The organism is Arthrobacter sp. 10T416 (genome assembly GCF_056394165.1).
On sequence record NZ_JBFTHI010000001.1, the window covers coordinates 817,094 to 836,085 of the forward strand.

Genomic DNA, 18,992 nt, shown 5'->3' on the forward strand with positions numbered 1-18,992 from the left:
CGTCATGTCATCCATCTTAGCTTCCCCTCAGCGGTCAACGGACACTTGCGCAAGCAGTTCCGGGGCCCGGTAATCGAACCACCGGCCGCCCAGCCGCACCCCGGCAGCGAACAGCGCGAGGCCCAGGGCCGGCCCAAGGGCAAGGCAAATCCAGCCGGGGAGCGTGCTTCCTGCGGTGAACTGCAGGACCACCAGCACAACCTCCGGGCTCACCAGCAGCAGGAGGACGGCCATGCCGCCAAACTGCACCGCGAGGGTTTGCGCCACGTTGCCCGGCGGCTTCTTAAAGGGGCTGTCCCCGGGAAGTGGCACGGGCACGGTGTACCGTGCCGAGACCACCGAGGAGAGCCCCAGCCCGGTGAAGAGCACACCCAGCGCGAGGCCGAGGATCCCGGGCAGCAGGGCCCACGCGCCGGTCACAAACATCGGCAGGACACTGAACACCAGCACCACGGGCAAGGCAAACACCAGGCACGCCATAGCCCGGCCCAGCCTGTCGTGCAGTCCGCGCACTCCGGCGGAGACGTGGAGGGCAAAGGCGGTGCTGTCGTAGGAAACATCCGAGGAGATGGCCCAGGCCAGCAGGAATGCCGTCAGCGGCCCCACGAGCTGGAACATGCCGTACACCCCGGTCTGGCTGGCCTGGAACCAGAGCAGCACCGGCAGGAGCGGCACCACCACCATGGATCCGGCGTACCGGGGGTCGCGCAGCCAGTAACTGAGCGAGCGTGCCACGATAGCCCCGGTGGGGGTAGCCGGCACCAGGGCGAAGAGACCGGTCCCGGACGCTTTCTTCTTGGCGGTGCCAGCGTAGGGCGGCGTGACAAGGGCCCGCTGCAGCAGCGCCTTCCAGCACAGGGCCAGGACGGCCAGGGAGAGCACTGCGATCAGCAGCTTGAGGACGGCCGCCCCGGTGTTTCCGGCGGCGAACTCGCCGCCCACGGCCCAGGCTGCCCCGGCCGGGGTCCACGCCACGAACGCCGCGAGCTCGGCCATAAAGCCGGCGGAGCCCGCGATCCCCCGGGCGATGCCGGCCACGATCGGCCCCATCAGCACCAGCGGGATGAGGAAAGCGATCGCGCTGACATCCTTGAAGCGCCGCGAACTGGCCAGGCCGGCCGTGGCGGCGGTGACCACCTTGGAGAGCACCACGCACGTCAGCACACCGAGGACCGCACCGGCAAGGGCACCGGCGGCAGCCGGGACGCTGCGGGACCAGGTGCCTACGGTGGCCAGGGCCACCAGCGTCGTGGCCGCGCCCGGGATGCCGATCAGGCCCGCAACTGCCAGTCCGGCCAGCAATTGCGGCATTGGCACAGCGAACGTGGTGAACCTGGCCGGGTCCAGCGTCATGTCCGCCGCCGACGCCACGATGGGAATGATGCCCCAGCCCAGCACCGCGGCGGCACCGCCAAGCACCACCACCGTCTGGGCGGTCCCGGCGTCGGCCCCGCGCAGGTGCAGCAGGCCGGTGACGCCCAGCGCGACGATGCCCAGGGCGTAGAGCACCCCGATACCAAGCCCCACCAGCTGCCACGGGCTGCGCCGCAGTCCGTTGCGCAGCAGGGTGAGTTTGAGCCTTAGAAGGTGCGCAACCACTCGAGTCCCTCCGTCCGACTGCGGCCGCCGACCAGCTGCACGAAGCGGTCCTCCAGTGATTGCCCGGCCCGCACCTCCTCGGTGGTGCCGGCGGCCAGTACCCGCCCGCCGGCCACGACGGCGACGTGGTCGCACATCCGCTGCACAAGGTCCATCACGTGGCTGGAGACGATCACCGTGCCGCCGGATGCGACATAGCGGTCCAGGATGTCACGGATGTTGGCGGCGGAAACAGGGTCCACCGATTCGAACGGCTCGTCCAGCACCAGGAGCCTCGGCGCGTGGACCAGGGCGGAGGCGAGGGCGATTTTTTTAGTCATACCGGCGGAATAGTCCACGACGAGGGTGCGCCCGTCCTGTTCCAGGTCCAGCGCGGCCAGCAGGTCCGCCACACGGGAAGCCACCACGTCCCGCGGCATACCGCGCAGCAGTCCGGCATAGGTCACCAGTTGTTCGCCGGTCAGGCGGTCAAAGAGCCGGACCCCGTCCGGAAGCACCCCCATCAGCTTCTTTGCCGCGTGCGGGTGCTGCCAGACATCCGTGCCGTGCACCAGCGCGGTACCGAAGTCCGGGCGGAGCAGGCCGGTGGCCATTGACAGTGTGGTGGTTTTCCCGGCGCCGTTGGGGCCCACAATGCCGTAGAAGGAGCCGGCCGGAACGTCGAGGCTGATGCCGTCGACGGCGATCTTCGTGCCGAAGCGTTTGGCCAGCCCGCGCAGGGCCAGCGCCGGGACGGGCGGCGTCTGGAAAGTCATGTCGTTAGACTAACCGCCGGCGCCGCCGCCGCGGGTCCTCCGGAAGTAGTACTTCGCAGGCTCATCCCTTCGGACTACCCGCGCCGGAATGCTGGGGCGGCGCGGGCAGCCTGACGGGGTCCGGGCGGGCCTAGAATGAGTGCCGCGGGATGGCCCGCTCGTACTGCGGCGGCCAGGCAAGGTCGTGGCCCAGTTCGAACGCGGCGCGCAGCCACCAGTGCGGATCCCGCAGCGCGGCCCGGGCGATGAACACCCCGTCCGCCTGCCCGGTCGCGACGGCGTGCTCGGCCTGGCCCGCGGAGGTCAGGAGCCCCACGGTGCCGGTGCGGACCCCGGCTTCGCGCCGGATCCGGGCGCTGAATCCGGTCTGGTAGCCGGGGCCTACCGGGATGGACTGATGGGCGACGGCGCCGCCGCTGGAGACGTCCACAAGGTCGACGCCGTGTTCCCCGGCGGCGCGGGCCAGCCGCACCGACGCTTCGGCGTCGATGCCGCCCTCCGCCCAGTCGGACGCGGAGATCCGGAGGAGCAACGGCATGGAGTCAGGGATGACCGCCCGCACGGCATCGACCACGGCGAGGGTGAGGCGGTTGCGGCCGTCCTCGTCGCCGCCCCAGTGGTCCGTCCGGTCGTTGACCAGCGGGCTTTGGAACTGGTGCAGCAGGTAACCGTGGGCGCCGTGCAGTTCGATGGTGTCGAAGCCGGCGTGTACGGCGCGGACCGCGGCGGCGGTGAAGTCGGCGATCACGCCGTCGATCTCCTCGGTTGTCATGGCCGACGGCGGGGCGTAGCCGTCGAAGGCGCCGGTGCCGGGCCCCACGGTGTCCCAGCCGCCCTCAGAAGCCGGGACCGTGCCGGCCTTCCCCGAGAACGGCCAGTAGCTGGACGCCTTGCGGCCTGCGTGGGCCAGCTGCGTGCCGATCTTGGCGTTGGCGGAGCCGTTCCTGTGCACAAAGGACACAATCCGTTCCCAGCCCTCGGCCTGGGCATCGTTGTAGAGTCCCGCGTCGCGGGGACTGATCCGGCCGGCGGCGTTCACGGCGGCCGCCTCCGTCAAGATGAGGGCGGCCCCGCCGGTGGCGAAGGACCCCAGGTGCATCAGGTGCCAGTCGTTGGGCACGCCCTCGCCGGTGTCCGGGTCGCAGCTGTACTGGCACATCGGCGAGACCCAGCCGCGGTGTTCCAGGCGCAGGGAGCGCAGGTCCAGCGGGGTGAAGAGTGCGGACCCCATCAGAACAGCACCCGCGCGAGGTTCTGCCGGGCCTTCGCGACCCGTTCGTCGGTGGTTCCCACGACGTCGAAGAGCTCCAGCAGGCGCACCCGGGCAGTCTCGCGTTCCGGCCCGAAGTTCCGGCCGATGAACGCCACAATCCTGCCGAGGCCGTCCTCAACGTGACCCCCGGCGATGTCGAGGTCCGCGACGGCGAGCTGGGACTGCAGGTTGTCCGGCTCCGTGGCGGCGCGGCCGCGCAGCGCGTCCGTTTCGTCCGCGGAGAGCGCCTGCAGGCGGCCCATCAGCTCCACCTGGGCCAGCCCGGCCTTCGCCTCGGCGTCGGCCGGCATCTCCGTCAGCGCCTGCCGGTACGCGGCGGCGGCGCCGTCGTAGTCACCGGCCTCGATGGCATCAAACGCTTTCTGGTGCAGCGGGGGCAGCGGCGGCGCCTCCGCCTCGGCGGCCCCGGGGCCGCCGGCGCCGATCCTGCCGGTCACCCCGTTGGCGGCCGCAACCTTAAGCAGTTCGTCGAAGAGACTGCGCACCTGCTGTTCCTCGGCACCGCCCTGGAACAACGGCACGGGCTGGCCCTTGACCACGGCGACGGCGGTCGGAACGGCCTGCACCTGGAAGGCCTGCGCAAGCTGGGGAAACGCCTCGATGTCTGCGGCGCCGAGGACCAGCCGGCCCTCGTAGCTTTCGACGATCTGCTCCAGCACGTCCACAACCTGCGATGAGCCCGGCGAGTAGGCAGCCCACAGCGCAATCACCACGGGAACCTGCGCGGAAAGGTCCACGAGTTCCTGGAAGTTGGTCTCCGTGACGTCCACGCGAAGCGGCGCTCCGGCCGGACCACCGCCCTCCGCGGTGTCCGCACCGGTTGCCCCGCTTCCGGTGGCCGGCGGGCGGCCACCCGCGGGCGGCGCGGGGCGCTGTTTGAGGGAGGAGAGGTCGACGGCGCCCCGCAGGTTGAGCGGGCTGGCGGCCGCCGGCGGGACCGGACGGGAAGCTGGCGAAGTCATGGCTCCACTCTATCCACTCCGCCCCATGCAGCAACGACCGGGCCGCGGAGGCGGCCCGGTCGTTGCTGGGTGGTTTGCCGGCTGGTGGTGCCGGGCAGTCAGGTCCCTGTGGGGACTACTTGAATTTCGCGCCCACCAGGCCGCGGGTGGCGGCGACCAGCTTCATCGAATCCTTCGAGCCGGTCGGCGGCACGTAGACGGCCACGGCTTCGGCGAAGTTCAGGACCATTCCGGTGCTGGTTTCCTTGCCGCCGGCCAGGGCTGCCGCGTCGTTCCCGATCGTCAGCTTGTCACCGGAGTTCTTCGGCGTGCCGTCGAAGGCGAAGTCCAACCGCCCCAGGACCAGGGCACCGCCGTCGGCCGTCCGGAACACCACGGTGTCCTCGGGCACCACCTTGTGGCTGAAGGAGAAGTTGCCGTTGGCGCCGGACTTCACCACGTCCTTCTGGTACGCCAGCGTGTCCGCGATGTACGGCGACGACTGGCCCTCGGAGAGCTTGTCCTTGAACGCCGAGTCGGCCTTGGTCAGCCGGTCGCCCAGGCCGGACAGGGCTTCCTGACCGCTGTACAGCAGGCCGGACTTGTCCGATGCGGCCAGCGTTTCGGTACCCCCGCGGTTGATGCCCGGGAACGTGGTGCCGGGCTGCAGCGGGGTCGCGCCGACCAGCTTGTAGTTCTCCCGTGGCGAGGCCTGCACGAGGGTCAGCAGCTGCGGGACCACGTTGCCGTCGCCCTGCGTGACAGCCAGGACGGAACGCGGCCAGTCACGCTTGTTGCTGACCACGGTGGTGAGAAGCTTGGTGGCCCGCACCGGCATACGCGATTCGTAGCTGCCCACCTTGGAGCGGATCTTGTAGTTCTGTTTGCGCACCTCAAGTTCGGTAGCCCCAACCCGCGAGGCGAGCTTGTCGGCGTCCTTCGCGGCGTCGCCGGCATCCACGGCGCTGGAGACCTGCTCCAGGATGCGGCGGAACTGCGCGTCCAGCAGGACCGGTGCATCGGGAGCCGCGGCGGACGCGGAGGAGGAGCTGCTTGGTGCCGGAGACGGAGTCTGGCTGGCCTGCGCGGCAACGCCCGTTCCCGCCACGGCCGCGGCGGTGAGCAGGGCTACCGCCGCGGCTGACCGGCGGCGGGCCGGGGCGCCGGCCGCTACGCGTTCCACGGCGCCCTTGGGCGCGGAAGTCTCACCGGGGGTCGCACCGGCGTCGCGTGCCCCGGCACGGGCCTCAGCCTGCGCCCGGGCCCGGCGTGCGAAGAGGCTTTCCTTGCGGCGGCCGCCGGTGGCGGACCCGCCGTCGTCGGACTTGCGCTGCCCCGGCTTGAGCACCAGCAGCGCCCCGCCGGCGATGATCAGGAGCCCGCCGAGGACCATCAGCGGGATGGCCCACGGTGTGGAGGTGTCATTGGGGAACGTCATGGAGACCGAGGCGGGAGCCGGCTTCTTGCCGTCCGCGGCCAGCAGGAGGGACCAGTCACCGTCGGCCGGGGCCGTCCAGGTGTAATCGAGGTCGCCGCTGGCGTTCTCCGTGGTCACCCACAGGTCTGAGCCGGCCGGCGAGGGCGCGGCGGCGTCGCCGTCGGTGTGGTCAAGCTGCAGCGACTTGCCGTCGCTGGAGACTCCCGAGACAGTGTTGTGCGCGGTCTTGCCGACCCACGCATCGACGTCATCCGGCCGGCCGGCGGCAAGCATAAAGTTGCCTTCGCCCTTGACATGGATCTTCACCGTGCCGCCGTGCAGGGTGCGCAGCTTCTGGTCGAAGACGGTCAACGGAGCGGCCTTGCCGTCCGTCGGCGCGGTGGCGGTGAAAGTGTCGGCCGGAGCCCACACCGTCTTCTGGCCTATTCCGGCCAGCAGTGTCAGGAGGCCGAGCAGCACAAGTGCAACTGCAGTCTTGAAACGCAAAATATTACCTATCATCAGCGGACACGTAGATTTAAGAGTAACCGTTTTGTTACCTGCGAGTCAGATCGGCGGCGTTGTCAAGCCCCGGTCCCGCGTCGCCGGGCGCCCGAAACCCGCGAGTTCGCAAGGCTGCTGATAGTGTTTGCGGTGATCATCACACCCGGCCCGCAACCGCGGTTTTGCAGGGAATTTACCGACAAAAAGGGCATTCAACGCAGTGACTGAATCCACCGGGTCGTCCCCCGCCGGACACACCGAAGGCCAGGAATCCGGCAGCCAGCCACAGGCGCCGCTTGAGCCCACTCCCACGCTTTCCAGCCCCCGGGCGGCCGCTGCAGGCATCCTGATGTCGATGGCCCGCCGCCTGCGCCAGCCGCTGCCCGGCGCACAGCCCCGGCTGCGGTTCGAGATGCCGCCGGAGCAGGACGAAGACGTGCTGGCCGGGTCGGACATGGAATCTACGGCCCGCTTTGGTGATCCGGGGCCCCGACTGTCGGCCCAGCACCCCCTGTACGTCGGGTTCATGGGCACCGTCGGCGTCGGCGCGGCACTGCTGGTCTACTGGATCGGTTCCAACACCACGCAACTGCTCCTCTGGATTGTCACCGCGCTGTTCATTTCGCTCGGCCTGGACCCCGTGGTGCGCTGGCTGGAAAGCAAGAAGGTCCCGCGGCCGGTCGGAATCCTGATCTCCGTCGCCGTCCTGGCCCTGGCCGTCGCCGGGTTCTTTGCCACGCTGATCCCCACGATCGTCCAGCAGGTGACCCAGATTGTGCAGCAGGCGCCGCACTGGATCCAGGACTTCATCGACTCGGACTTCTTCCGCTCCCTCGACAGCCAGTTCGGCGTCCGGGACCGGATCTCGCAGGAGCTCGAAAAGTTCGTCAACAACCCGGAGGCCATGGGCGGGATCTTCGGCGGAGTGGTCGGCTTCGGTTCCACAGTGGCCAACGGCCTGTTCGGTGCCCTGATCGTGCTGGTCCTCAGCCTTTACTTCCTTTCGGCCATGCCGTCCATGAAGAAGTGGGGCTACCGGCTGGCTCCGCGGTCCCGCCGGGCCAGGGTGGAGGCGCTGTCGGAGGAAATCACCGGCTCGGTCGGCAACTACGTCATCGGCCAGGTCTGTGTCGCCCTGCTGAATGCGACCTTCGCTTTCATCGTGATGTCCATCGTTGGCGTTCCGTTTGCGGTCCTGCTGGCCTTCGTTGTGGCCCTACTGGCCTTTATCCCGCTGGTCGGCGGCATGATCGCCGGTGTCCTGGTCACCCTGATTGCCCTCACGGCGGGCTGGCAGACGGCCGTGGTCTACGCGATCTGCTACTTCGCCTACCTGCAGTTCGAGGCGTACTTCATCTCCCCGCGCATTATGCAGAAGGCCGTTGCCGTGCCCGGCGCAGTCGCCGTCATCTCGGTCATCGCCGGTGGCAGCCTGCTCGGCGTGCTCGGTGCCCTGATCGCCATTCCCACGGCCGCAGCGATCATGCTGCTGGTCAAGGAGATCTTCATCGTCCGGCAGGACAAGCACTAACCCCGCTCAGGCGTGGGCGGTGGCGACCGGGCCGTCCCATTCCTCGGGCAGCGCCGTCGCCGCTCCCCCGGGTAGCACCCGGTCCACGATCTCGTTGAGCACCCGGCCGGCGTACTTCTCGCCTACCCAGAGGTGTTTGGCGCCGTCGACGCCCACGACGTCGGCATGCGGCACCAGGGCGAAGCGTTGCGCCGCGGCATCCGGCTGGAGGTAGTCGTCGTGCTCGGGGACCAGCACCTTCAGCGGCTTGCCAAAGGCTGCCCACTCCTTGAGGTGGACGTCGGTAGCCCGGTGCAGCGGGGGCGAGAGCAGGATGGCGCCCTCAATTTCGGCGGCCACTGGTTCCGCGGCGCCGTACATCAGGGCGAGCTCGGTCCCGAACGACCACCCCACCAGCCAGCGGTTGGGCAGGCCGCGGTCGACGGCGAAACGGACCGCAGCCTCGACGTCCAGCCGTTCGCCGATGCCTTCCTCGAACTGCCCCTGGCTGGTTCCGCGCGGCGAGGAGGTTCCGCGGGTGTTGAACCGGAGGACTGCAATGCCGGCCAGCGCCGGGAGCCGGTAGGAGGCCTTGCGGTAGACGTGCGAATCCATGAATCCGMCATGCGTGGGCAGCGGGTGCAGGGTGATCAGCGTTGCCTTGATCTCCCCCGACTCCGGCACAGCGAGTTCGCCGACCAGCCGGCGCCCGTCCGCGGTGCGGAGTTCAACATTCTCGCGGCGCGCCGGAAGCACGGTGGAGGCACGGATTGCGGTGGGCGCGGAAGGCTGGCTGAACATGTAGGACGCGGGGTCGAAAGTCATGCCCTCCAGCTTAGCGAAACCGCTCAGCGGTACTTGTAGCTGCGCGAGGTCCAGCAGTTCGAATGCCAGTGCCGGCGTTCGGCCAGGCCGGCCGCGGCACCAAAGATATGGTCCTCGGACCAGACCACAAGGTGCGCGATGCCCGGCAGCACGGCTGTGGAGCATCCCGGGCAGATATAGGTCTTTTCCGCCCGCCCGGCCGAGATCGAGCGGACCATCCATTCCCCGTCCGGGGCGCTCTCCCGCCGGGCGATCCCGGTGCGGGCTCGTTCCAGATCCAGTTCCGGCGCCGGACCCGCGGCGTGCTTGCCGGCCTTTGCGGCGCCCCTCCCGGAGGCAGCTTTCCCGGACACGGCTCGGCGGGGTCGGTTGGAACGGGGCATAGCTCCATTCTGCCCCAGAGCCGTGCCCGCCGGGCAACGGGCCCGCAGGCTCCCGCATGCGGGGCAACAGACGGTAGTGTTGACCGGGTGCGTTTAGTCATAGCCCGTTGCTCCGTTGATTATGTCGGCCGGCTCAAAGCCCATCTCCCACTGGCCACCCGGCTCCTGGTGGTCAAGGCCGACGGCTCGGTCCTGGTCCACTCCGACGGCGGTTCCTACAAGCCGCTGAACTGGATGAGTCCCCCGGCGAACCTGCGGGTGTCCACGCCGGACGAGGTGGACGTCGAGGTCGGCGTCGTCGAGCAGTGGACTGTACAGTCCGCGAAGACGGATGACCGGCTCATTATCAACATCCACGAGCAGCTGCACGACACGTCCCATGAACTTGGCCTGGATCCCGGCCTGATCAAGGACGGCGTTGAGGCAGACCTGCAGCGGCTGCTGGCCGAGCAGATCGAGACCCTCGGCGCTGGCTTCTCCCTTATCCGCCGCGAGTACTTCACGGCCATCGGCCCGGTGGACATCCTGGCCCGCGACGCCACCGGTGCCACTGTTGCCATCGAGCTCAAGCGCCGCGGCGACATCGACGGCGTCGAGCAGCTCACCCGCTACCTCGAACTGCTGAACCGCGATCCCCTGCTGGCCCCCGTGCGCGGCATTTTCGCCGCCCAGCAGATCAAGCCCCAGGCCAAAGTACTGGCCAATGACCGCGGCATCGACTGCGTCACCCTGGACTACGACGCCATGCGCGGCGTGGACGACAGCGAGTCACGGCTCTTCTAGGCCCGCTGACCCTGCAGCCGGGTGCACCTTAGACTCTGACCATGAACCATGTTCCGGACCGCCGGCAGCTCCTGTTCGGCACCATGGTCAGCGACGGTGCCGTGCTCTCCGACGCCGCCGTCGCCGTGGAGGGCGACAGGATCGCTTACGCCGGACCGGCTTCGGGGTTCGACGGCGCCGCCGCCGGCTTCGGTGACGCGACTGAGTTTCGTCTCGGTCCCGGAGACTTCATTCTTCCCGGACTGGTTGACCTGCACTGCCACGGCGCGCACGGCGGTGACTTCCCGGCCGGCACCGAGGACCAGGCGCGGCAGGCCATCGACTTCCTGCACCGGTCCGGGACCACCACGCTCCTGGCAAGCCTGGTCACCGCCGCACCCGGCTCCTTGTTGCGGGGACTGGCGCTGCACGCCGCACTGACGGAAGAGGGCCTGCTGGCCGGAATCCACCTTGAAGGCCCGTTCCTCGCCGCGGCCCGCTGCGGGGCACAGGATCCGGCCCACCTCCGCGAGCCCGATCCGGAGCTCCTCGCCGGGCTGCTGCAGGCCGCCCGCGGCACACTAGCCTCGATGACTTTTGCGCCGGAACTCCCGGGGGCGGAGGACCTGGTGGCAACGCTGGCCTCGCATGCCGTGGTTCCCTCTCTCGGGCACACGGACTGCGACGACGCGACAGCCACGGCGGCCCTCCACGCGGCAGGTGTCGCCCTGGAATCCCGGGGCAGGCGGGAAGGGTCCCGCGGCACGAGGCCCACTGTCACCCACCTCTTTAACGGCATGCCGCCCCTGCACCACCGGGCGCCGGGGCCGGTGGCGGCGTGCCTGCGGAGTGCGGCCTCGGGCGGGGCGGTACTCGAACTGATTGCCGACGGCGTGCATCTGGACCCCGCCGTGGTGGCCACCGTATTCCAGCTGGCCGGCGCGGCGAACATCGCCCTGGTGACCGATTCCATGGCCGCCGCGGGCCTGCCCGACGGCCACTACAGCCTGGGCAGGGCCGCAGTTACCGTTACCGGCGGAAGCGCCCGCCTGGACCGGGGCGACGCCCTCGCCGGCGGGACCGCCACACTGCTCGAGGTCGTGCGGCGCACCGTGGCTGCCGGCGTACCCCTGGCAGATGCCGTCACCTCGGCCACAGCGGTTCCCGCCGCGGTCCTCGGCCTGGCGGCCGAGCTCGGCTCATTACGCCGCGGACTGAGGGCGGACGCCGTCGTCGTAAATTCCGGACTTCACCTTTCCCGGGTAATGCGCCGCGGGGAATGGCTGGCCCCGCTTTCCTAATCCGTCTTTGCGGCGCCGGCGCTCTCCAGGGTTTGTTTCCAGTGCCGGGAAGTAGTTCACGAACTCTTTAGATAAAATTTCTGGAATTATGTCCCGGCCCCGTTGACCTCACGGAGGTGCCATGAAATTCTTAGACAAGTCTTTGTGTAGGTGTTTTTCATGCTCGCAAGACGTGTTGCGAGCGTGAAGCTCCTGCCGCCAGGTCCGGTCTCAAACCGGACCGAAGCCAAGGTTCTTCTCGCAGAGTGACCCGGCCCGGTGCAAAGTGCGCCGGGCTGCTTCTAGATCCAAAATGAGGAGAATTAAATGGCACAGGGAACCGTCAAGTGGTTCAACGCTGAAAAGGGCTTCGGCTTCATCACCCCGGATGACTCCGATGGCGATGTCTTCGTTCACTACTCCGAGATCCAGACCGGCGGATTCAAGACCCTCGACGAGAACCAGCGCGTTCAGTTCGAGATCGGCCAGGGCGCCAAGGGCCCCCAGGCAACCGGCGTGACGCTGGTCTAGTCTCCCCCGGCAGGGCAACCATTGGCAGCCCGGTCCCGAAAATGATCCCCGGCATTATGGCCGGGGATCATTTTTTTGCTATATTGCCCGGCTGGCTGCATTCTTTGCCGGCAGGAATCCCTTTATCCCGTGCCTGTATTTGGCGGCGGCAATCGAATTAGCGCACCAGCGTCCGGAGCAGTCGTGCACTTTGGCGGACGGAGAGGTCCGGGAGGTAAGCCCGGCTCAGGGCGCGCCCTATCGCCGGCAGCTGCAGCGGGTCCTGGTAGTACAGGTACAGGGTGCGGTATTCCGGCTTGAATCGTGATTTGAACGTGGCCAGTGACCGGAATCCGTAAACCGGTTCAAGGGCCCTGCCCACGACGTCGAGGATTCCGGCGAGCCCGTCGCTCCCGCGGGGACTCGCCTCACTTGTCCCGGATCCCGTCCCGCCGGGCGCAGTTCCGACGGGCGCAGTTCCGGCCTCACCCGCGAGCGGTGAACCGGAGAGCGAAATGACGGCCACGGATTCCCGCAGCTCCCGCACCGCAGAGGCGATCAGGAATTCCATCACACCGGGGAAGGCGTCGCCGCGCCGGCGCATCACGTCCAGCGTCCAGCTCACCAGCTCGCCACCGTCGAAGACCGGCAGCCAGCTCGTGACGCCGTGCACCCGGCCATCCCCGTCCACAGCGAGGCAGCACAGCACGTCGTCGTCCTCGAGCTCGTCCAGGCTGCCCAGCGTGAATCCCATTTCGGGGACCTGCTTGCCCGCTGCCCATTCCTCGGAGACTTCGTTGAGCTGGGCCCGCTGCGCGGGCGTGAAGTCACGGTAGCGGCCCCACACCGCGCCGACGCCGGTCTTGGCCGCGCGGTTCAGCGCGGTCCGGACGTTCTGCCACTCCTTGCCCTTGAACTCCAGGTCGCGGACCGCCAGCCGGGTTTCCACCGCCACGGCCACCCGGCGGAAGCCCTTGCCCTCCAGCAGGGGCCAGAGCCCGTCGGTGCAGGAGTAGAAGCACGGAATCAGCGCGTGCTCGCCACAGAAATCCAGGAAGCTGGCGGCGGTGCTGTCACGGTTCCGGGCCGGTCCGAAGGGGCCGGCCACGGTCAGTGCCACGTTGCCGTGCCGCTGGTAGGCCACGCCGCCGCGGGATTCGGGTGCGAACCAGTACTTGTTAGGTTCCCACAGGGCCATCCAGGACAGCGAGTCGCCGCCCAGCCGGATGAGGCCGCGCGCCACCCCGCGGTCCGCTGATCCCGCGTCAGTACCGTGGTGCCGCCGAAGGAGCACCAGCCACACCCCTGTCAGTGCCACCGCCCAGAAGATGATGCCGGAGCCGGCGAACAGGAAGGCCTCCACCGGGTTGCGCTGCTGGAAGACCCGGCCGTAGATCCCCGGGATGGGCAGCGGCAGGTACTGCCGGGCGAGCTCGGCCGCGAGCCCCAGCCAGCCGCCGTCGCGGGCCAGGCCGCCGGCGGCAAACCATATGGCCGAATAGCCGCCGGCGAGCACCACGAACGTTCCCGCCACGGTCAGGCCGAGGATACGGCGTGCCCGGGTGCTGGTTTCGACGCGGAAAAGGCGCCGATTGGCGACCAGCAGCAGCGCGAGGGCCAGCGGGACCACCGCCAGCGGCAGGATGTGCACCACCGGAGAACCCATGACTGCTGAGGGCGGACGCGCGGCGTAGTGCGGGATCCGGGCAAACAGGGCCAGGTACACCGCTGCCAGCGCAGTCACGCCCAGCTGGACCAGGACCGCGATCCGCAGCGCCAGCCGCCTGCCCTGCCGCATGCCGTCGGCGCAGATCAGCAGCAGCACCACCGGCACCACAGCCAGGGCCAGGCCCAGGGGCCCGGCGTATCCCTCCCGCCCGGCGCCCAGGCAGCTGATGTCCACCCCGGACCCGCAGCTGCGTTCGAGTTGCCCCAAGGTCGGCAGCGGGTTCAGCGCCATCTCCCGCAGCAGCGCCAGCGGACCCGTGGGGCTGCGGACCGTTGCGGTGATCATCGGCCCCACGGCGAAGATCGCCACCGTCAGCGCAAGGAGGTTCCGGGTCTCCCTCGAGGTGGAGCGGTGGCGGTGCAGGGTTCCTTTGTCCCCCTGGATCCACCAGCCGGCCATCAGCCCCACCAGCGCTCCGGCCAGGCCCACCACAGTTTCGGGGTGGCCGATGTAGAGAACCAGGAGCAGGGACCCGGCCACGACGGCGGTCCGCAGCCGGCGCTGCCACAGGGCCGGGAGGAGCGCCCCGGCGGCCAGGGTGACGGCGAGGATGGCCGCGTAAGGCCCCATCAGCCGGGCGTCGACCATCCCGCCCAGCCAGTTGTCGCCGGCGAACCGCGCGAGCTGGGTCAACAGCAGGAACAGTGACACGGCCGCAAACTGCCCCGCGAAGAAGAACACCGCGAGCCGGACTGATCCGAGCCTGCGTTCCGCTGCGCCCAGCAAGCCCAGCACCATCACGGACGCGGCCAGGTAGGCCAGCGGGTTGGTGGCGAAAAAGAGAGAGGTGAACATGCTCCACCACAACCCGCCTTCCAGCCCGGATGCGCTCACGGACGCGGCACCCAGCAGGGACACCGGCGGCCCGGCCAGGAAACTTCCGGTTGCCACGCCCGCGCCCAGGAAAGCCGCGAGGAACGCCAGCGAGAACGGTGTTTTACGGAGGTACCGCCCGATGCGCCGAAGGCCTATTCTCACGGGTTGATCCCCCAGCGCCGGCCCAGGAAGTCGAGGCCGGCCGGGAGACCGCGGGCGGCCACTTCCCAGGAATGGCCGGTGCCGGGAACCAGCCGCTCCTGGACCGTGAAACCGGCCCCGCGGGCGGCGTCGGCAAGGACGTCCATGTACTCAACGAACTGCGTGTCCCGCTCGCCCGCGCCGAAGTAGATGGCGTTGCCGTCATAGCGCCGTGACTGCATCAGGTGCAGGGGTGTCTGCCGCTCGAACGCCACGGTGTCCCCGCCAAACGAGGCTTCGATGGTTTTGTGCCGCTCCTTGGCCAGTGCGGGTTCCTTTTCGCTGGCGAAGGCCAGGGAGGCGCTGTAAATGTCCGGGTGCCTGGTCACCATCTGGACGGCGCAGGTGGCACCGAAGGAGAATCCGCCGGCTGCCCAGTAGCGCGGCTCGGGGGCGACGGCGAACGTGGCGCGGATCCAGGCCGGGACATCGCGGGAGAGGAACGTGTCCGCCTGGGCGATATGGCTGTCCATACACAGGAGGTTGCTGTTGGGGCTGCCGTTGGGATCGACAACCACCACCACAGGAGCTACGCCGTGGTGGGCCGCGGCGAACCGGTCCATCCGGCTCCGCAGCGCTCCCCCGGTGACCCAGTCCGCCGGAGCTCCGGGCTGGCCGGCGAAGAGGACCAGTACCGGCAGCTCAGGACGCGGGACCGCCTGGTAGGCCGGCGGCAGGTAAACATAGGCTTCACGGCTGACGAAGCCTGATGCGGTGCCGGGTATGGTGGCCTTCCGGATCAGCCCGGAGGACGGGAGTGCTCCATGGGCTTTCCAGCCGGCCAGTGCGACGGCCGGAGGGTCGTCAGGTTGCCGTTTGAGGTCCGTCTCCAGGTTCTGGATCCGTGCGACGGCCGTTCCGGTCAGGTCGCTGACGGTGTGGTTCAGGCCGAAATAGGCATTGATCTGCACGGCGGACAGAGCGAGGACGCCGGCGCAGGCGGCCGCCGCCACCGTGGTGGCCTTCCGGGCGCGGTCGGGCCGGGGGCTGCTTCGCAGCAGCGTCCGGACCCGGTAGGCCGCCAACAGCAGGGCTGCGACCGCGGGCACGGCCCAGAGGAGCACCTCGGGCGGGAGCACGTCGGGGAAGACGGGCACGGCGTAGACGAGGAGCCAGTGCACACCGAGCACCAGCACAACAGCGAGGACGAGCGCGGCTACGGGAACGGCCGCGGCACGAAGCGCCGGGGTACGCTTCCAGCCGGCGATCGGCCTGAGCAGGTACAGCGTGCCGGCGATCCCGGCGGCGCACGCCGCCCACAGGACCGGACCGTCGGCGATCCGGATGCTTTCGGCGAAGCCCACCGGTGTTAGCGCCAGGTGCCGACGCCGATGACCGGTCCGGCCTCGAGCCAGGAGGAAAGGCCTGTGTAGGCATCAAACCTCATCGCGAGCAGGACGTCCTGGCCCTCACAGCGAAGCTCTACGATCACCGTCTCCGGCTGGACTTTAACGAGCTCGGATTCTGTCGGTTCGCGGCGGCCCAGCAGTTCCAGCGAGCTGCGGCGGAACGAATGCTTGGGACGAACGCTCAGGGAGGCAAGCCGGAACCACTCGAGGTCGTTGTCCTGATAACGACAAACCCCCATCTGCCAGCTGTTTCCAGCTACGCAAATGGAGGCGTCCACCGTGCCCAGGGCGCGCCGCAAATTGAAGCGGCGCACCCCGGAAAGACACAGTGCAAAAACCAGCAACGCAAAAACAGTTGCCAGGATGATGAACGGAAAACCAGTAACGTTCATCAAGGTCGGGCTAGCGGATCCCCGCAGTAGCCGCGTCGCCCATTTGGGCGTTGTCAGCAACAATGACGACCCTGTTGTTGTCGACGGAGAAGAATCCGCCGTCGACAACTACAGCAATACGGTCACCGGAAACCGGCTCGATCGCCAGCTCACCTTCGGCCAGAATCGCCAGCAGGGGCGAGTGGCCGGGCAGGATTCCGATTTCACCATCGCTGGTGCGGGCCTTGACCATCTTGGCCGCTCCGGACCAGACGAACTGGTCCGCTGCGACAATCTCAACCTCAAGCTCAGCCATATTACTTGGTCTGCTCCTGGATCTTGGCCCACTGGCGCTCAACGTCATCCAGGCCGCCGACGTTGAAGAACGCCTGCTCTGCGATGTGGTCGAGGTCGCCGTCGCAGATGGCCGTGAAGCCTTCCACGGTGTCCTTGATGGACACGGTGGAGCCTTCGACGCCGGTGAACTGCTTCGCCGTGTAGGTGTTCTGCGAGAGGAACTGCTGGATGCGGCGTGCACGCGACACGACGATCTTGTCCTCTTCGGAGAGCTCATCGACACCGAGGATGGCGATGATGTCCTGGAGTTCCTTGTTCTTCTGCAGGATCTGCTTGACGCGGACGGCCGTGTTGTAGTGGTCGTGTCCGATGTACTGCGGATCCAGGATGCGGGAGGTCGACGTCAGCGGGTCAACGGCCGGGTACAGACCACGGGAAGCGATTTCACGGGACAGTTCCGTGGTCGCGTCGAGGTGTGCGAAGGTCGTGGCCGGGGCCGGGTCGGTGTAGTCATCTGCGGGAACGTAGATGGCCTGCATCGAGGTGATGGAGTGGCCCTTGGTGGACGTGATGCGCTCCTGGAGGAGGCCCATCTCGTCAGCCAGGTTGGGCTGGTAACCCACGGCGGACGGCATACGGCCGAGGAGGGTGGAAACCTCGGAACCTGCCTGGGTGAAGCGGAAGATGTTGTCGATGAAGAGCAGCACGTCCTGGTTCTGCACATCGCGGAAGTACTCCGCCATGGTCAGGGCGGACAGGGCCACGCGCAGACGCGTTCCCGGCGGCTCATCCATCTGGCCGAATACAAGAGCGGTGTCCTTGAGGACGCCGGCTTCTTCCATTTCAACCCAGAGGTCGTTGCCTTCACGGGTACGCTCGCCGACACCGGCGAACACCGAGGTGCCACCGAAGTTGCGGGCCACACGGGTGATCATTTCCTGGATCAGCACGGTCTTGCCGACGCCGGCGCCACCGAAGAGGCCGATCTTGCCACCCTTGATGTACGGGGTGAGGAGGTCGATCACCTTGATGCCGGTTTCCAGCATCTCGGTGGAGCCTTCGAGCGTCGCGAAGGCCGGAGCCTTGCGGTGGATCGGCCAGCGTTCGCTGATCTGCAGCTCGGACTCGGTCACGTCCAGGGGCTGGCCCAGGACGTTGAAGATGTGACCCTTGACGCCGTCGCCGACCGGCACGGAAATCGGGGCACCGGTGTCAACCACGTTGGTGCCGCGGACCAGGCCGTCGGTCGCCTGCAGGGAGATGGCGCGGATGAGGTTGTCGCCGAGGTGCAGCGCAACTTCAAAGGTGATGGTCTTGGTCTCACCGTTGAGAGTAATCTCCGTGGTGAGAGCGTTGTATATCGAGGGGATTGCGTCAGCCGGGAATTCGACGTCGACAACCGGGCCAATAACACGTGCAATACGGCCGGTGGCACCGGACGTTGCGGCTACGTGTTCGGTAGCAGTGGCAGTCATCTCTCTCACTTCACTCAGTAGATGGCGTGGGCGGTTAAGTTTGTTCTTTAGTGCAGGTAAAGCTGGGTCCTTGGCGGGCCGGCTAGGACGCGTTCAACGCGTCGGCGCCTGCCACGATTTCGGAAAGCTCCTGCGTAATTTCAGCCTGGCGGGCAGTGTTGCGCAGACGCGTGTACTTCTTGATGAGATCCGTCGCGTTGTCGCCGGCGGATTTCATTGCCCGCTGGCGGGCTGCGAGCTCCGAAGCTGCTGCCTGCAACATGGCGGCGAAGATACGTGACTCGATGTAGCGCGGCAGCAAGGCGTCGAGGACCTGCTCAGCTTCCGGCTCGAATTCGTACAGCGGCAGGAGCTCCGACTCGGAGGCGGCCTGCTCTTCGACGACCTCCAGCGGGAGCAGACGGATGACCGTCGGCTCCTGCGTCACCATGGACTTGAAGCGGGTGTAAACGACGTGGATCTCGTCGACGCCGCCCTCTTCGTAGGCGGTGGCGAAGTCTGCCAGCAGTGCTTCGCCGACTTCCTGCGCCGTCTCGAACTCGGGTGCGTCCGTGTTACCGGTCCACACACGCTCATAGGGGCGGTTGCGGAAGTCGAAGTATGCCTGTGCCTTGCGGCCCATGACGTACGTCTTGACTTCCTTGCCTTCCTCATGGAGCAGCTCGGCGAGGCCTTCTGCCTGCTTGAGCACCGTGGCCGAGTAGGACCCCGCAAGGCCGCGGTCCGAGGTGATGACCAGGACGGCGGCGCGGCGGATCTGCTCCGGCTCGGTAACCAGCGGGTGGTCGATTTCGCTCTGGCTTGCGACAGCAGAAACGGCACGCGTGATCGCGTTTGCGTAAGGCAGTGAAGCCGCTACGCGTGCGCGGGCCTTGCCGATGCGCGAGGTAGCGATCAGTTCCATCGCCTTGAAGATCTTGCGCATCGACGTCGTCGAGCTGATCTTCTGGCGGTAGACCCGGATCTGGGCTCCCATACTTATCCTTTCCTAAGAT

17 protein-coding genes are annotated in these 18,992 nt (G+C 67.9%); 4 read left to right on the plus strand and 13 right to left on the minus strand.

Features of this window, described 5'->3' with window-relative positions; genetic code table 11:
- Window positions 1-27: 27 nt before the first annotated feature.
- The 5 genes from AC1DBE_RS03770 to AC1DBE_RS03790 form a co-directional block, all read right to left on the minus strand.
- Entirely contained in the window at window positions 28-1,599 is a 1,572-nt protein-coding gene (locus AC1DBE_RS03770; RefSeq protein ID WP_476969638.1) for a transporter, read from the minus strand.
- Window positions 1,581-2,354, minus strand: coding sequence for an ABC transporter ATP-binding protein (locus tag AC1DBE_RS03775; protein ID WP_476879210.1), 774 nt, complete (start codon window positions 2,352-2,354; stop codon window positions 1,581-1,583). Before AC1DBE_RS03775 ends, AC1DBE_RS03770 begins: the two co-directional genes overlap by 19 nt.
- A gap of 130 nt (window positions 2,355-2,484) precedes the next feature.
- On the minus strand, window positions 2,485-3,585 hold the full coding sequence (locus AC1DBE_RS03780; RefSeq protein ID WP_476969639.1) for an NADH:flavin oxidoreductase/NADH oxidase: 1,101 nt from the start codon (window positions 3,583-3,585) through the stop codon (window positions 2,485-2,487).
- On the minus strand, window positions 3,585-4,589 hold the full coding sequence (locus AC1DBE_RS03785; protein ID WP_476903010.1) for a co-chaperone YbbN: 1,005 nt from the start codon (window positions 4,587-4,589) through the stop codon (window positions 3,585-3,587). Before AC1DBE_RS03785 ends, AC1DBE_RS03780 begins: the two co-directional genes overlap by 1 nt.
- Before the next feature lie 115 nt (window positions 4,590-4,704).
- Window positions 4,705-6,507 (minus strand): hypothetical protein, encoded by a 1,803-nt coding sequence (locus tag AC1DBE_RS03790; RefSeq protein WP_476879207.1) that lies wholly within the window; start codon window positions 6,505-6,507, stop codon window positions 4,705-4,707.
- A 331-nt stretch (window positions 6,508-6,838) separates the two neighbouring features.
- Here AC1DBE_RS03790 and AC1DBE_RS03795 point away from each other — a divergent pair, with 331 nt between their 5' ends.
- A complete protein-coding gene (locus AC1DBE_RS03795; protein WP_476879211.1) occupies window positions 6,839-8,020 on the plus strand; it encodes an AI-2E family transporter in 1,182 nt (393 codons plus the stop codon).
- Window positions 8,021-8,026: 6 nt separating this feature from the next.
- On the opposite strand, the gene AC1DBE_RS03800 is transcribed toward AC1DBE_RS03795, so the two are convergent.
- Window positions 8,027-8,824, minus strand: a complete 798-nt coding sequence (locus tag AC1DBE_RS03800) for an alpha/beta hydrolase (protein WP_476969640.1) — start codon at window positions 8,822-8,824, stop codon at window positions 8,027-8,029.
- A 23-nt stretch (window positions 8,825-8,847) separates the two neighbouring features.
- A complete protein-coding gene (locus AC1DBE_RS03805) occupies window positions 8,848-9,207 on the minus strand; it encodes an ATP/GTP-binding protein (protein WP_476879205.1) in 360 nt (119 codons plus the stop codon).
- A gap of 87 nt (window positions 9,208-9,294) precedes the next feature.
- Here AC1DBE_RS03805 and nucS point away from each other — a divergent pair, with 87 nt between their 5' ends.
- The 3 genes from nucS to AC1DBE_RS03820 all read left to right on the plus strand — a co-directional run bounded on the left by nucS (window position 9,295) and on the right by AC1DBE_RS03820 (window position 11,780).
- On the plus strand, window positions 9,295-9,990 hold the full coding sequence (nucS, locus tag AC1DBE_RS03810) for an endonuclease NucS (protein ID WP_476903011.1): 696 nt from the start codon (window positions 9,295-9,297) through the stop codon (window positions 9,988-9,990).
- 41 nt (window positions 9,991-10,031) lie between these two features.
- Window positions 10,032-11,270 carry an N-acetylglucosamine-6-phosphate deacetylase gene (locus AC1DBE_RS03815; RefSeq protein WP_476969641.1) on the plus strand — a complete coding sequence of 413 codons (1,239 nt, stop codon included), beginning with the start codon at window positions 10,032-10,034 and terminating at the stop codon, window positions 11,268-11,270.
- Window positions 11,271-11,576: 306 nt separating this feature from the next.
- Window positions 11,577-11,780: a cold-shock protein gene (locus AC1DBE_RS03820; RefSeq protein ID WP_011692441.1), complete on the plus strand. Its 204-nt coding sequence runs from the start codon at window positions 11,577-11,579 to the stop codon at window positions 11,778-11,780.
- 157 nt (window positions 11,781-11,937) lie between these two features.
- Here AC1DBE_RS03820 and AC1DBE_RS03825 read toward each other — a convergent pair whose 3' ends face one another.
- The 6 genes from AC1DBE_RS03825 to AC1DBE_RS03850 all read right to left on the minus strand — a co-directional run bounded on the left by AC1DBE_RS03825 (window position 11,938) and on the right by AC1DBE_RS03850 (window position 18,973).
- Window positions 11,938-14,466 carry a bifunctional lysylphosphatidylglycerol flippase/synthetase MprF gene (locus tag AC1DBE_RS03825; protein ID WP_476903013.1) on the minus strand — a complete coding sequence of 843 codons (2,529 nt, stop codon included), beginning with the start codon at window positions 14,464-14,466 and terminating at the stop codon, window positions 11,938-11,940.
- Entirely contained in the window at window positions 14,463-15,809 is a 1,347-nt protein-coding gene (locus AC1DBE_RS03830) for an alpha/beta hydrolase (RefSeq protein WP_476969642.1), read from the minus strand. The genes AC1DBE_RS03825 and AC1DBE_RS03830 overlap by 4 nt, the downstream gene beginning before the upstream one ends.
- Window positions 15,810-15,814: 5 nt before the next feature.
- On the minus strand, window positions 15,815-16,246 hold the full coding sequence (locus AC1DBE_RS03835) for a DUF2550 domain-containing protein (RefSeq protein WP_476879200.1): 432 nt from the start codon (window positions 16,244-16,246) through the stop codon (window positions 15,815-15,817).
- 10 nt (window positions 16,247-16,256) lie between these two features.
- Window positions 16,257-16,541: a F0F1 ATP synthase subunit epsilon gene (locus AC1DBE_RS03840; protein WP_476903014.1), complete on the minus strand. Its 285-nt coding sequence runs from the start codon at window positions 16,539-16,541 to the stop codon at window positions 16,257-16,259.
- Window position 16,542: 1 nt separating this feature from the next.
- A complete protein-coding gene (atpD, locus tag AC1DBE_RS03845) occupies window positions 16,543-17,997 on the minus strand; it encodes a F0F1 ATP synthase subunit beta (RefSeq protein ID WP_138768903.1) in 1,455 nt (484 codons plus the stop codon).
- Window positions 17,998-18,079: 82 nt separating this feature from the next.
- Complete coding sequence (locus tag AC1DBE_RS03850) at window positions 18,080-18,973, minus strand: F0F1 ATP synthase subunit gamma (protein WP_476969643.1); 894 nt, start codon at window positions 18,971-18,973, stop codon at window positions 18,080-18,082.
- Window positions 18,974-18,992 lie beyond the last annotated feature (19 nt).